The organism is Bradyrhizobium diazoefficiens (genome assembly GCF_016616885.1).
Taxonomy (GTDB): domain Bacteria; phylum Pseudomonadota; class Alphaproteobacteria; order Rhizobiales; family Xanthobacteraceae; genus Bradyrhizobium; species Bradyrhizobium diazoefficiens_F.
In genome coordinates, this window is record NZ_CP067102.1 from 4,754,652 (window position 1) to 4,766,957 (window position 12,306).

Consider the following 12,306-nt stretch of genomic DNA (forward strand, 5'->3'; position numbering starts at 1 on the left):
GCCTTCACTCGGTTTATTGGCTCAGTTCCGTGAGGCCGGCAACGGCACGAGGCTCATCTCGGCCGATCCTGCAGCTTGCGTGCGGACAAGCACGGCAAAGATGGTCTCGACCGCGAGCCGCACCGCCGCCTCGATTGCCGTGCCTTTGGCGAGGTGCGCCGCGATCAGGCCGGTGAGGAGATCGCCGGTGCCATAGGGACGGATTGGCAGGCGCGGCGTCGCAAAGCGCGACAATTGCCCGTCCGCGCACAGGATCGTCTCCACCTGTCCCGCCGGCGTGTCGGTGAGCGTGCAGCCGGTAGCGACGACGTCGATCCGGCGTTGTCCCGCGATCGCCGCGGCTGCGGCGCGCAAGCCATCCGTGTCCGCGACCTTGACGCCGGAGAGCAGCTCGAGCTCGAACTGGTTCGGCGTGATCAGATGTGCGGCCGGCAACAAGCGGTGCCGCACCACATCCATAATGCCGTCGGCGACATAGACGCGGCCGTCGTCACCGATGACGGGATCGCAGAGATAGATGAGCTTCGAATTGCGCGACAGCGCTCGCTCGACAAAATCGGCGATGACGACGGCGTTGTCGGGCGAGCCGAGATAGCCGGTAACGAGCACGGCCGCCTCATCGACAAGGTCCCGCTCCTCGACACCTTGCAGCAGATCGGCGACGAACTCGGCATCGAGCACCCGCCCACGCAAGGTCGGATAGCGCGGATGGTTCGACAGCAGGGTCGTCGGCACCGCAGCGACGTTGACGCCCTCCGCCTGCATCGCGTGGACCGCCGCGCTGTTGCCGACATGGCCGTGGACCACCTGGCTTTGAATCGAGATGACGAGCATGCAGAGGTCCGTAGGGTCAAAAGCTGGATGTGGCAAGCGTAGCCCGGATCACGAGGCGTCGTACCCGAGCCACGGCCGCAGACTTCCGCGGCCCGCAAGCATGTCGAGATAGGCGGAGAACATGTCGGCCAGCCCGTCGGCATGACGCGCGATCTCCGCCTCGCTGCGCGGCGTTTCCGAGAACCGCTTGCCGACCTCGGCCAGCGTCGTCTTGATCAGCTCCCCGGCGAGCTCGCGCGTCGCCTCCGAGGCCTTTGGCAGCGCCTCGCGCATGAAGGCTGCGACGATACCCTCGCCGGCCGCTCGTGCGTCCTGTGCCTCGGGCGCATCGCGATAGAGCGGCGCGGCATCGCTGAGCGCGCCGCGGATCGCAGCCTCCTCGCATTCGGAGCGGATGAAGGCGTGGACCAGCGCGCGCAGCCGCGCCGGTGGCGGCTTTGTCTGGTCCGCGAGAATGCCGCGCAGGAGCTCGCTCGTGCTTCGCCATTCGTCGCTCTGGAGGCGGAACAGGATCGCCGCCTTATTCGGAAAATACTGGTAGAGCGATCCGACGCTCACCCCGGCTCTCTCCGCCACCCGCGCAGTGGTGAAACGCTGCGCCCCTTCCTTCGCCAGGACCTGAACAGCGGCATCCAGAATGGCTGCCACCAGCTCGTTGGAGCGGGCCTGCTGCGGCTGTTTTCGTGAGGAAACTGAACGATTTCGACGATCGGCCATGTGCGCTCGGGGGAATGCGAATAGGAAACACGACGAATTAATCGTATTTCAATTCGCACGCAAGCCCACGCTTTGCGGCGAACTCTGGAGACACGAAATGACCACCCTAACCATCACATCGCTTGCGCCGCTGCTGGATCGCCTGTTCGACCAGGACGAAGCGGCACGCGGCGCGACGCGAGCCGCCTTCGCCGACGTGAGCGACGCCGACCGCGCACAGATGATGCAGAGCAAGACCGAGTACCGCGACCTCTACACACGCCTGAAGGACGCCCCGCTCGCGGTCTCGCGCGAGACCGGCCACCTGCTCTACATGCTGGCGCGCAGCTCGCGCGCCAAGGTGATCGTCGAGTTCGGCACCTCGTTCGGCATCTCGACCCTGCACCTGGCCGCAGGCTTGCGCGACAATGGCGGGGGAAGGCTCATCACCAGCGAGTTCGAGCCGTCCAAGGCGGTGCTGGCGCGCGAAAACCTCAGGGACGGCGGGCTGATCGATCTCGTCGAAATCCGCGAAGGCGACGCGCTGAATACGCTGAGCAAGGATCTGCCCGATCAAATCGATCTCGTGCTGCTCGACGGCGCCAAGGCGCTCTACCCGGAGATCCTCGATCTGATCGAAGACCGTCTGAAGCCCGGTGCGATCATCGTCGCCGACAACGCCGACTTCAGCCCCGACTATCTCGCGCGCGTGCGCAAGCCCGGCAACGGCTACATGTCCACGCCCTTGGCCGAGGACGTCGAACTCACCGTGCGGATCAGCTAGCGCCGCATCGAACAGCCGCGCCCCCTCGGAGCCGCCGCGCAATTCGTCGCGCGGCGGCTTCGTGGTGTCGGCGACATGTCTGACAATCTCGCCCCTGATGTCATCCAGTTCCGCCCCTGTCGCAGTCTCGTCACTCACACGTGATATTTGCCCCCGGCAAAAGCATGTTGCGCGTGCTAAACATACCTACCGCGCGGTATCTTTCGCCGCGCCACGATCGAGTTCGCCATGACGTCCGCCTTCAATGCCTATGCTGCGCTTGCTCTCGCCATCGTACTCGAGGTGACGGCGTCCGCCTTCCTGCAGCAGTCCGGCCAGTTCACGCGGCCCTGGCCGACGCTGGCGATGGTGCTGTTCTATGTCGCCTCGTTCTACGCGCTGTCGGTCGCGATCCGCGTTATCCCCCTGAGCATCGCCTATGCGATCTGGGGCGGGGTCGGCATCATCCTGACCGCCACCGTCTCCTTCGTGCTGTTCCGCCAGATGCTCGACGCCGCAGCCTTCGTCGGTATCGGGCTGATCGTCTCCGGAGTCGTGATCATCAACCTGTTCTCGCAGACGACGGCGCATTGATGCCGGCGAGCGGCTATACCCGCGCCAAGCAGCCCGAGCAGGTGCGGCGCGCCCTGCTCAACCACGCTGCAGCCATCGCCATGGACCACGGCGTCGCCGGCGTCACGATGCAAGCGGTGGCAGCGGCGGCCGGCGTCACCAAGGGCGGGCTGTTTCATCATTTCGGAAGCAAGCAGGCGCTGATCGAGGGCCTGTTCGCCGATCTGCTCGCCCGCGTCGATGCCGAGATCGACGCAGCCATCGAAGCGGACCCGAAGCCACGCGGCAGCTTTACGCGCGCCTATGTCAATGCGGTGTTCACCGGCAAGGCGTTCGGCTTCGCCACGCCCTGGGCAGCACTGAGCATGGTGGTCGTCACCGATCCGTCACTGCGCAAGCTCTGGAACGGCTGGATGAAGGCCCGCCTGAAACGCCACCGCGCCACCGATGCGGCGCCAGAGCTCCAGATCGTGCGTCTTGCCGCAGACGGCGCCTGGCTGTCCTTCGTCACGACGGGACAGACCCGCATGAACGCCGATTTGCGCGGCGTGCACGACCGCCTGATCGCGCAAACCCATCGGCGCGGGTAGCCGGGCGACGACTACTGGCTCTGCGCCGGCTTGGGCGAATGCGGCTTGGATCGTGGTGATTTTGCGCCAGACTTCGGTGGAGCACCGGGCGGCGTATCGACCGACACCAGATAGGCCGCGAGCGCCTTGGCGCTGTCGGAGCTGGCCGAGTAATGGTCCGTCAGGAACCATGACAGCGTCAGGCTCATGCGCCCTTTCGCAAGGCCCCGCGGACTGCGATGGCAGGCTGTGCAACCGTCGGCGAACAGCTTGTCGGGCGATTTGCCGGCGTCGAGATTTTGCGCGGACGCAAGCGGCGCCGTCGACACGACGCTCGCTGCGGCAATAGTCCCAAGAATCACCAGAGGCGCGATGACCTCGCGCCCCGGTCGAATGAGCAATCTCAATGTCGTCCCCTAGCCCGCGCGTCGCGATTACGCCGCCAGCAACTGATCGAACTCTGGCGGAGTATAGGCCTTGCCATCCTGATCGGTGATGACGACCCGCCACCCTTCGCTCGCCCAAACCTTCGCCTTCGCCACGATGAGCAACCGGCTCTCGCGGGCAAAACTGCACTTCTCATTATCGCGTTCTGCGATCATTTTATAGGCCAATGCGCATCCCCTTGCGTTGCCCTGCACCCGTTCTCGTCGTGGCAGCGGGCTTTGGCGGCAATTCGCCGGGAGCATGGCAATTTGGTGCCCTCCGCGGCAGCATTGTGCGCCGGCACCGGTTCCAACCGAGCGACCGGGGTCAATACGCCGCATCATCAATGAGATTCTGCTTGCCGGGAGCTTGTTCGCCGCCGTGCGAGTAACCGCGCAGATCTACAATCCGCGCCGCGACCGCCTCCGGACAGGCGGGGCAGTGCTATGCCAATCCCTATGCGGTGCGGAGCCCCGTAGCCGGGCTCCGGCCCATCGCCGCCGCGACGGAACCGATCATGCCCAGCGATCCGCTCAGTGGACGCGGATGATGTGTGGACGGCCGAGATCAATCAAGCCCTGCACAGCCGACAGACGGTCGTCCAGAGCAGCAATGGTGAGCAACAAATTGTTGCGGCGCTCGTCGAGCAGACCCATCTCGGCGCCGGAGAGTTTTGTGCTCGTCCGCTCCTTGTGGATGCTGTCGAGGGATTTGCGCAAACTGGCAATCAGGCCGGCCAGTTGCTTGGCCTCTTTGGTCATCGATCGCTTCGCGACATTTTGGCGGCGCGACTCCGCCTGACTCTGTTTCATTTCATCCTCCCGTTGCCCCGCTGCCCCGAGTGGATGCTTACAGCTTTGAATACACATATTACGATCGATGAAATCTGCCCGCGAAGAACTTCCTTAAATTGTAAGCGCACGGAACCTGGGCAACCCAAGCAAAAGCCCGGCGCGAAGGCCGGGCTTTCGTTGGCAAATGCTAGTGCTTCTCGTGACCGCCGCCGGGGCCGCCGCCGTGCGGGGCCGCATTGATATGCGGAGCGCCGCCGCCTCCGCCGGGATGCGGCATCGCAGGTGCAGGCGCAGCCGCTCGCGGCGCCGGCATCTGCGCATGTGCATTCATCGGCGCACCATGGCTGATATTCGGCTGAGCGACATGTGGCATCGCTGGCCGGGCCGCCGGCGCAGCCGACACACGCGGTGCCTCATGCGCGCGTGCCATCGGTTGCGCGCGCACCGCGGTCGGTTGCGTGCGTGCGGCGGCGCGGCTTGCCGCCTGTTCGTGCATCATGCGCGCCTGCGCGTCACGGGGATTGCGACCCTGCACCGCGGTCCTCTCGTTGACGAAACGCTGGCGCCGTTCGACACGATTCCGATCGATGCCCAGCGCAGCGTCGCGCCTTGCGATGGCCGCATCATGCCGCGCCGTCGCGGCATCACGGCCGGAAATCGCGACATTGCCCTTGGCATGCACGTCGCGGCCCAGCGCGACCGCAGCGTCACGCGTCGCCGCGCGACCGATCCGGGCCGCGCGCGGGTCGATTGTCAGCCGCGTCGCGAAACGCTCATGCGAGGTCCAGTAATTATTCCAGTAGGCTTGGCGGCGATACCAGGGGCGACCCTCGTAATAGCTCGACCAGTACGAGCTCAGCACGAAGGGGACGACGGGCACGTCGACCTCGTCGGCATAGTCAGGCAGATAGACGTAGTGATTGCGGTAGAGATATTCGAGATATTGCGACGACACCCAGCCGCGGTCGTCGGAGAAGCTCACGTCGCACCAGGCATTGCCACGCAGGCAACCATGAATGTTGACGCGGGCGCCCTCGGGGACGCGATCGACGAGGGGAAAGCCCGCTCCCGGGCCGGCGCGCAGACCGGTCGAGACGGTAACGATGCCCGGCGCGGCCAATGCGGCCGTCGGCGCGAGCAGCAATGCGGCAACTAAAGCGGTTCTCAATCTCATGGCGTAGTCCTCCTCTGAGAGGCGGAACGCGCGAGCGGATCGAAGCGTTCCGCGCGCAAAGGCCGCAGCAGCCAAAAGATTAAGAGGCGCGCCGCGCCCGCAGTTCAATATTCATCCGCCATTCATCGACGCAGCGCGTTTCACCTCTGCCGCAACATGAAGGCGTCGAAATATGCTGCGAGCGCAGCGAAATCATTGAGCGGCAACACCTGCGCGACATATTGATCCGGCCGCACCACGACCATGCAGCCGGCCTTCCGATCGATGCCGCGCATGGCGAAAACGTCGTGACCGCTCTTGAGATCCGGACAGAACATCTTTTCGTAGTCGAGCAAGCCGTAGCGCCCTTTGCGCGGCAGTAGCAGCGTTGGCATCGCCTCGATCGTGAGCGCGCGATGGTCCTGTTGAAACACCGCACGCAGATCGATCACGGCATCGATGTCGCCACCGGCCGGCGTGTATTGTCTGAGCGGCGATTCCCTGGCTTCAGCGAGGAAATTGCACAGCGCGCGAATGGCGGATCCGGCCGCCGCCGGATCTTCGGCGCCGGAGAACGCGTAGATTCGGAAACGGCCATCGGCCTGCGCCGCGTGGCCGAGATGAACAGGCTTGGCATCCCCAAGCCGGATCACTCGCGCCGAATGGAAGCGCTTGCCGATGACGAGGCCTTGCGCGAGATGCTGATGTGAGGCTGCGCCGGTCAGGATCGATGGCGTGTAATGCGTCGCCGTGCCCGCGGTGTAACGGCCGTGCCTGACGAAATAATCCTGCGTCTTGGCGGCATCGGCTCCGCCGGCTTTCGCTGCGGAGGCGAGAATCCCGGCCCATTCACGATCGAAATCGATCAGCTCCTTCGCCACCGCCTGCCGCTCGGCCGAATAGGAATGCAGCAGGCTCGGTGCACTCTGCTTCCGTAGCACGGCTGCAAGCTTCCAGCCGAGGTTGAAGGCGTCCTGCATCGAGACGTTCATGCCCTGCCCCGCCTTCGGGCTATGGGTATGACAGGCATCGCCGGCGATGAAGATCCGCGGCAGGCGCGTGTTGATCTCGGCTTCCGGCACGTCATCGAACTTGTCGGTCAGGCGTTGGCCGATCTCGTAGACCGACCACCAGGCGATCTCTTTCACCTCGAGCGTATGCGGCTTCAGGATCCGCTGTGCTTTCGCAATCACGTCTTCGGCCGTGATGTTGCGGTTGGCCACGCGCTCGCCGACGTCGAGTTTTGCCAGCTCGACATAGAGGCGAACCATGTAGCCGCCCTCACGTGGAATGATGAGAAGGCTGCCGTCCTTCGCCGACTGGATCAGGGCCTTGAAGCGGATGTCCGGGAAATCGGTCACCGCCAGCACGTCCATCACGCCCCAGGCGTGATTTGCGGAATCGCCATGCAGCTCGCGGCCGATCGATTTGCGCACCATGCTGCGCGCGCCATCGCAACCGACGACGTAGCGCGCCGTGATGGTCTCGACCTTGCCCTCGCTTCCGGCATCGACGCGTTCGAGACGCACGGTCACGGCATGGTCGGCCGGTCCCGCGGCCGGATCGACCTGGAGGTCGAGCAGACGCCTTGCGTAATAGGGCTCGAGCTTGGCCGGCGACTTTCGCATGACGTCGAGAAAACCGTCATGGATGCGGGCCTGGTTGAGGATGACGTGCGGGAATTCCGACAGCCCATCCTCGACGTCCTGCACCCGGCCGCTGCGGACGATCTTCTCCGGCGCGCCCTCGTCCGGCTTCCAGAACGTCGTCTCGTTGACCCAATAGGCTTCCTTCAGCACGCGCTCGCTGAAGCCATAGGCGTGGAACATCTCCATGGTGCGGCAGGCGACGCCGTCGGCCTGGCCGACCGCGAGCCGGCCCGGCTTCTGCTCGACGATGCAGGTCTTGATGTCTGGGAATTGCGCAAGCTGGGCCGCCAGCGTCAGGCCCGCAGGGCCACAGCCGACGACGAGGACATCGACCTCGCCAGGCACGGCGCCGACAGCGCCGGAGGCCTGAATGCGCTCGGCGGGATCTGCAATTTCAGGATCGCCCGGCTGGAATCCATTGAGATGGAATTGCATGAGCACCTCTCCCGCCAACGTCTTGTCCGATATTGATCAGTATGCTGACTATCAGTATACTTGTCAACGATCGTCCACCGTCCCTGCCCTCACGGAGAATCCGGTGAAAGACAACAACGACATGCCCGGCCATCTGGCGCGGCGGTTCCAGCAGATCGCGGTGGCGGTATTCCTGGCCGAGGTCGGCGAAGCCGGCTTCGACCTCACCCCGGTGCAGTACGCAGCGCTTGCGACCATCAAGGCCAATCCGGGGCTCGACCAGGTCACGCTCGCTGGATTGATCGCCTATGACCGGACCACCATCACCGGCGTGGTCGATCGCCTCGTGCAGAAGGGCCTCACCGAGCGGCGCTCCAGTAGCCGCGACCGCCGCGCCCGCGAGCTCGAGATCACCGACGAGGGCCGCCGCACGTTGCGCAAGATCACGCCCGCGGTCGAATCCGCCCAGCAGGTCATGCTGCGCGGCCTCAGCACCAAGGAAGGCGAGGAGCTGATGCGGCTGTTGCGCAAGGCCATCGCCGCCGGCAACGCGCTCAGCCGCGCGCCCTTGCGCGAGGGCTGAAGCGTTTTCGAGCAAAGTGGATACCGGTTCGCGTCAAGAAAATGCGTCAAGTGGAAAAGCCACGACCCCGCATTTTTGTCCGTATTTGTCGCAGCCCCGCGAAACCAGGAACTAACCTTCAGTTGCTACCATCGGCCCAATTCGGCGCTTTCACGCGCGATTAACTTTTCCGGTTTGGAGTTCGGATGTTCAGGTTCGTCATTGCCGCTGCAGTCATCGCGCTCTCCACCGGTCATGCGCTCGCGAACGGGCACGGCGGCGGCGAAGCCCCTGCTGCGCCAAAGGCCGAGACGGTGCCCGCACCCGCGCGCTACGTTCTGACCAAGCAGGGCCCCAAGCTCGTCGATCTCAAGGGCATGACGCTCTACTTCTATGCGCGCGACACCAGCGGCAAGACGTCGAGCTGTGACGGCAAATGCGCTGAGGCCTGGATTCCACTGGCTGCTCCCGCAAATGCCCAGGCGACCGGCGATTTCACGCCGATTACCCGCAATGACGGCAGCAAGATGTGGGCCTTCCGCTACCGCCCGCTCTACACGTCAGTGGCCGACAAGGCGCCGGGCGAAGCCAATGGCACAGCCACGACGTTGCAATGGCGCATCGCTCGGCCCGAGGATTAAGGCTGGAACGGCGCGCGTCCGTCACCGCCCGACGTGCCCGTGAGCTTCGCATGCGCTGCGGAATCGGCCGAGGCGTAATTCACCTCCGAGCGACAGGTCAGGTCGGCTGCCTCACCCGCGCCAGCTCGGCCCCGTCCCGACCTGCGTGCTTTGTCCGGGCGGTAGCACCACGACGGTCGCGTTGAGCTTCACCCGATCGAACAGATCGATCACGTCCTCGTTGCGCATCCGAATGCAGCCCGAGGAGATCGCCTGCCCGATATATTCCGGCTGGTTGGTGCCGTGGATGCGGTAGAGCGTGTCCTTGTTGCCGACATAGAGATAGATGCCGCGTGCGCCCAGCGGATTGGCGGGGCCACCGGTCACGCGCGCCGGATACGGCCCGAGCCGCGCCTGGATCTCCGCGGTCGGCACCCAGTCCGGCCATTCCGCCAGACGACCGACGCGCGCGACGCCCGAGAAGGCCATCGCCTCTTCGCCGACCGCGACGCCGTAGCGGATCGCCTTGCCGTCGGGCAGCACGTAGTAGAGGTAGCGCGCATCGGTATCGACCAGGATCGTGCCCGGCTGCTCCTTGCGCGGATAGTCGACGATATGACGGAGAAATTGTTCAGGCACATTCGCCTGGGCGTAAGGCGTGCGCGCCAGCAACTGGCGGTCGCGCGCCGTCATGCTCGCATCCGTCGATGGCGAGAGCGTCGTCTGCATGCAGCCGCCGAGCGGCAGCAAGGCAACGAAGAACAAAGCGAGTAGAGATCTTGGCACCGCCGGCCCCCGATAGCGGATAGCAGCACCCCCAGCACCGCAAGGATGCTGCCCAAATCGTGCTGAAAACAAGGCGGTGCGGAACACATGCCCGTGTTCCCTAGGCCCGGTTCCATCACCACAAACGGCAGAAGACCGTCGCGATGTCTCCATCGCCTCGCCTTGCTTTGGTCAAACCCGGCTGGACTCGTGCGCCATGGGCCAACCTGATCAGATTGGGATGAGCCATTCAACCGATCGGCTCGCGCCAATGCGGACGACCAACGCTTCAGAGGAGCTGCAATGCTCGCGACGTTGAACAGCCGGCAGATCGTCGATGAAATCGTGAAGGACACGATGAGAGACAACGACCCGCATGACGCCGTCCAGATTTCACCCGACGTGGTGCGGGCTTCGCGCCTGACCAGCGAGGCACCAACGCTTGCGCCCGAGTTCACGGCCCGGCCGGAGCCAAAGTTCGCGCCGGAGCCCAAGCTTAGTCCGGAGCCGAAGTTCATCCCTGTCTCAGCGCCAGCGGCAGCGCCCTCGGTCGACACCGCCGTGCGCGTGACGGCGAGCGATGGTCACAACCGACGGAAGCGATCGGCCGCCGGCAGATGGCTGCGCGGCGCGTTCGTCACGTTCTTGTTTGCGGGTGGCAGCGCGGCGGCCACGATCGCCTGGGAGAAGCACGGCGACATCGCGACGCAGAAGCTCGCCGAATGGACGCCGGCCCTGATGTCGCTGCTGCCTTCGACATCACAGACGCTGCCGGTACAGACGACGCCGGTCGCAGCCGCGCAGGCTGCCCCGCCGGACGCACCGGATCAGGCCACCGACCAAACTGCGGCGACGACGCCCGCAGCACCGGTTGTCACGGCCGCTGCCGCGCCTGCCGCGACGCCAGCCGATGCCACGCAAACAGTGGAGTCAATGACGCGCGACATCGCGGCGATGGCGCAGCAGATCGAGCAGCTCAAGGCCAACATCGCCGAGTTGAAGGCAGGTCAGGAGCAGATGGTCCGCGAGATGGCGAAGCCGCCGGCGCCGAAGCCGGTCGCCGAGACGAAACCGCCGGTCGATCCGCGCGCGCGTGCATCTGCGCTGCCGCAGCGCGCTCCGGCCCCGATTCAGCCGGCGGTTCGCAAACCGAAGCCGGTCGTGTCACACAGCTACATGCCGGCTTATTCGCCCCCGCCGCTCGCACCCCCGCCGCCGCCTTCGCAGGCTGCCGCGGTCCCGCCGGCGGCGGCACCTCCGGTCGCGACGACTCAAACTGTCGCCGATGATGACGGGCCGATCGTGCGTCCGCCGATGCCGCTGCACTAGAGTTGCATCGCGAGGCCCGCATCAGACGACAACGCAAGCTGTCCGACTCGATGTGATGATGTAAGTTCGTGTGACTACGGTGATGCGCGACTCGGCGCGAAGAGAAAAGGCCGTCGGGATCTATGCCGCCGGCCTTCTCTTGCAGCTGCCGGTTCCCGGAGCCCGGTTCTACTGCGATTCCATGCCTCATGATCGCGCAGACATATTTAATAAAAACTTAATGCGCTCGAATGCTGCACATCATTTCTGCGCCATAAGCACAGAGATTGCGCGCTCCGTTCGTCGGATAGATATCGACTCAGTGGTATAATCCTTCATGTTTGGAAGACTTCTGTTGAAGCTTCGTCTGAGGATTTGGGTCGTCACACCGGGGAATTCGAATGCCTTACTATTCCTTCGATCTCGTGGTTGGTGAAGAGTTCAAGAACCAGGGCGGAATCATTCTCGAGGACATCGAGGTCGCCTCCGATCGCGCCGTTCAACTCGCTACCGAGCTGTCGCAGGTGAAGCCCGAGCTGCAGCGGAAAGGTTGCGCGGTGCGCGTCACCGATCGCGATCACAACGAGGTCTATCGCACGCCGCTCGATCCCGTGCCGGCCTGGCGTCGATAGCTCGTCGGCGAGCTTCACGGCCGCGACCCCATTGCGGAGCGGCGCTCCAGCCGCTAGCCTCCCCGAAAATCCGGGGAGGTATAAGGATGCGCTACGGTTTTCTGATGGCGGGCCTTTTGTTGGTCGCAACTCCAGTTCAGGCAGCTGACGACCATACCCGCTCGAACTATGTGACAATGGTCCTGCAGGCCTTTGCAGCCAAGGTCGAATGCCCGGGTACTGATGTCGCCTACCAGGATCTGGTGCAGAAGGCGCAGCAGATGCAGCTTCCCGACGGCACCACCGAGCAGGTGCGCAAGGCCATTGCCTGGATGCACACCGGCGGCAAGATGGGCGAGAAGCAGTCCGACGACATCATGGCGGAGGTCGCAGTTGCGACTCAGACGACCGACCTCGACCAGCGCCGGCTCGGCATGAGCAATTGGTGCGAAAAGCAGAAGACCAGCCTTGCCGGCCTGATCCGCAGCAAGGGCGGCTAGGCACTCCCCTCACCGTTAAGCACTCCGCGGCGGAACCCTCGTCGCGGCCAACAATCGTCACAATCCTCG

General features: G+C 64.6%; 16 protein-coding genes. 8 read left to right on the plus strand and 8 right to left on the minus strand.

Annotated features, from left to right (window positions below; genetic code table 11):
* Positions 1-21: 21 nt before the first annotated feature.
* Both pdxY and JJC00_RS22250 read right to left on the minus strand, forming a co-directional pair.
* Positions 22-834, minus strand: coding sequence for a pyridoxal kinase (pdxY, locus tag JJC00_RS22245; RefSeq protein WP_200468085.1), 813 nt, complete (start codon positions 832-834; stop codon positions 22-24).
* 48 nt (positions 835-882) lie between these two features.
* Entirely contained in the window at positions 883-1,551 is a 669-nt protein-coding gene (locus tag JJC00_RS22250; protein WP_200468086.1) for a TetR family transcriptional regulator, read from the minus strand.
* A gap of 97 nt (positions 1,552-1,648) precedes the next feature.
* Between JJC00_RS22250 and JJC00_RS22255 the strand changes: the two genes are divergently transcribed.
* The 3 genes from JJC00_RS22255 (at position 1,649) to JJC00_RS22265 (ending at position 3,456) form a co-directional block, all read left to right on the plus strand.
* The gene (locus tag JJC00_RS22255; RefSeq protein WP_200468087.1) at positions 1,649-2,314 is read left to right on the plus strand and encodes an O-methyltransferase; all 666 of its coding nucleotides are present in this window, start codon (positions 1,649-1,651) and stop codon (positions 2,312-2,314) included.
* A 228-nt stretch (positions 2,315-2,542) separates the two neighbouring features.
* Complete coding sequence (locus JJC00_RS22260) at positions 2,543-2,887, plus strand: DMT family transporter (RefSeq protein ID WP_200468088.1); 345 nt, start codon at positions 2,543-2,545, stop codon at positions 2,885-2,887.
* Complete coding sequence (locus JJC00_RS22265; RefSeq protein ID WP_200474190.1) at positions 2,887-3,456, plus strand: TetR/AcrR family transcriptional regulator; 570 nt, start codon at positions 2,887-2,889, stop codon at positions 3,454-3,456. The genes JJC00_RS22260 and JJC00_RS22265 overlap by 1 nt, the downstream gene beginning before the upstream one ends.
* An 11-nt stretch (positions 3,457-3,467) precedes the next feature.
* On the opposite strand, the gene JJC00_RS22270 is transcribed toward JJC00_RS22265, so the two are convergent.
* The 5 genes from JJC00_RS22270 to JJC00_RS22290 form a co-directional block, all read right to left on the minus strand.
* A complete protein-coding gene (locus JJC00_RS22270; RefSeq protein WP_433996533.1) occupies positions 3,468-3,836 on the minus strand; it encodes a hypothetical protein in 369 nt (122 codons plus the stop codon).
* Positions 3,837-3,869: 33 nt separating this feature from the next.
* Entirely contained in the window at positions 3,870-4,076 is a 207-nt protein-coding gene (locus tag JJC00_RS22275; RefSeq protein WP_027530851.1) for a hypothetical protein, read from the minus strand.
* Between the two features lie 318 nt (positions 4,077-4,394).
* On the minus strand, positions 4,395-4,673 hold the full coding sequence (locus JJC00_RS22280) for a hypothetical protein (RefSeq protein ID WP_200474192.1): 279 nt from the start codon (positions 4,671-4,673) through the stop codon (positions 4,395-4,397).
* A gap of 169 nt (positions 4,674-4,842) precedes the next feature.
* Positions 4,843-5,829, minus strand: coding sequence for an SH3 domain-containing protein (locus JJC00_RS22285; RefSeq protein ID WP_200468089.1), 987 nt, complete (start codon positions 5,827-5,829; stop codon positions 4,843-4,845).
* Between the two features lie 140 nt (positions 5,830-5,969).
* Positions 5,970-7,892, minus strand: a complete 1,923-nt coding sequence (locus tag JJC00_RS22290; protein ID WP_200468090.1) for an FAD-binding monooxygenase — start codon at positions 7,890-7,892, stop codon at positions 5,970-5,972.
* A gap of 103 nt (positions 7,893-7,995) precedes the next feature.
* Between JJC00_RS22290 and JJC00_RS22295 the strand changes: the two genes are divergently transcribed.
* Complete coding sequence (locus tag JJC00_RS22295; RefSeq protein ID WP_200468091.1) at positions 7,996-8,454, plus strand: MarR family winged helix-turn-helix transcriptional regulator; 459 nt, start codon at positions 7,996-7,998, stop codon at positions 8,452-8,454.
* 185 nt (positions 8,455-8,639) lie between these two features.
* The gene (locus tag JJC00_RS22300) at positions 8,640-9,074 is read left to right on the plus strand and encodes a COG4315 family predicted lipoprotein (RefSeq protein WP_200468092.1); all 435 of its coding nucleotides are present in this window, start codon (positions 8,640-8,642) and stop codon (positions 9,072-9,074) included.
* A 111-nt stretch (positions 9,075-9,185) separates the two neighbouring features.
* On the opposite strand, the gene JJC00_RS22305 is transcribed toward JJC00_RS22300, so the two are convergent.
* Positions 9,186-9,839 carry a L,D-transpeptidase gene (locus JJC00_RS22305; protein ID WP_433996454.1) on the minus strand — a complete coding sequence of 218 codons (654 nt, stop codon included), beginning with the start codon at positions 9,837-9,839 and terminating at the stop codon, positions 9,186-9,188.
* A gap of 282 nt (positions 9,840-10,121) precedes the next feature.
* On the opposite strand from JJC00_RS22305, the gene JJC00_RS22310 reads away from it, so the two are divergent.
* The 3 genes from JJC00_RS22310 to JJC00_RS22320 all read left to right on the plus strand — a co-directional run bounded on the left by JJC00_RS22310 (position 10,122) and on the right by JJC00_RS22320 (position 12,237).
* Complete coding sequence (locus JJC00_RS22310; RefSeq protein WP_200468093.1) at positions 10,122-11,147, plus strand: hypothetical protein; 1,026 nt, start codon at positions 10,122-10,124, stop codon at positions 11,145-11,147.
* Positions 11,148-11,527: 380 nt separating this feature from the next.
* Complete coding sequence (locus tag JJC00_RS22315; RefSeq protein ID WP_027530842.1) at positions 11,528-11,758, plus strand: DUF6894 family protein; 231 nt, start codon at positions 11,528-11,530, stop codon at positions 11,756-11,758.
* A gap of 86 nt (positions 11,759-11,844) precedes the next feature.
* Entirely contained in the window at positions 11,845-12,237 is a 393-nt protein-coding gene (locus JJC00_RS22320; RefSeq protein WP_200468094.1) for a hypothetical protein, read from the plus strand.
* Positions 12,238-12,306 lie beyond the last annotated feature (69 nt).

What these genes read in the sequence shown, in the direction of transcription:
- JJC00_RS22255 (WP_200468087.1), top strand. Translation starts at nt 1,649, where the DNA reads ATGACCACCCTAACCATCACATCGCTTGCGCCGCTGCTGGATCGCCTG.
- JJC00_RS22280 (WP_200474192.1), bottom strand. Translation starts at nt 4,673, where the DNA reads ATGAAACAGAGTCAGGCGGAGTCGCGCCGCCAAAATGTCGCGAAGCGA.
- JJC00_RS22290 (WP_200468090.1), bottom strand. Translation starts at nt 7,892, where the DNA reads ATGCAATTCCATCTCAATGGATTCCAGCCGGGCGATCCTGAAATTGCA.
- JJC00_RS22320 (WP_200468094.1), top strand. Translation starts at nt 11,845, where the DNA reads ATGCGCTACGGTTTTCTGATGGCGGGCCTTTTGTTGGTCGCAACTCCA.
- JJC00_RS22265 (WP_200474190.1), top strand. Translation starts at nt 2,887, where the DNA reads ATGCCGGCGAGCGGCTATACCCGCGCCAAGCAGCCCGAGCAGGTGCGG.
- JJC00_RS22285 (WP_200468089.1), bottom strand. Translation starts at nt 5,829, where the DNA reads ATGAGATTGAGAACCGCTTTAGTTGCCGCATTGCTGCTCGCGCCGACG.
- JJC00_RS22310 (WP_200468093.1), top strand. Translation starts at nt 10,122, where the DNA reads ATGCTCGCGACGTTGAACAGCCGGCAGATCGTCGATGAAATCGTGAAG.
- JJC00_RS22300 (WP_200468092.1), top strand. Translation starts at nt 8,640, where the DNA reads ATGTTCAGGTTCGTCATTGCCGCTGCAGTCATCGCGCTCTCCACCGGT.
- JJC00_RS22315 (WP_027530842.1), top strand. Translation starts at nt 11,528, where the DNA reads ATGCCTTACTATTCCTTCGATCTCGTGGTTGGTGAAGAGTTCAAGAAC.
- JJC00_RS22250 (WP_200468086.1), bottom strand. Translation starts at nt 1,551, where the DNA reads ATGGCCGATCGTCGAAATCGTTCAGTTTCCTCACGAAAACAGCCGCAG.
- JJC00_RS22260 (WP_200468088.1), top strand. Translation starts at nt 2,543, where the DNA reads ATGACGTCCGCCTTCAATGCCTATGCTGCGCTTGCTCTCGCCATCGTA.
- pdxY (WP_200468085.1), bottom strand. Translation starts at nt 834, where the DNA reads ATGCTCGTCATCTCGATTCAAAGCCAGGTGGTCCACGGCCATGTCGGC.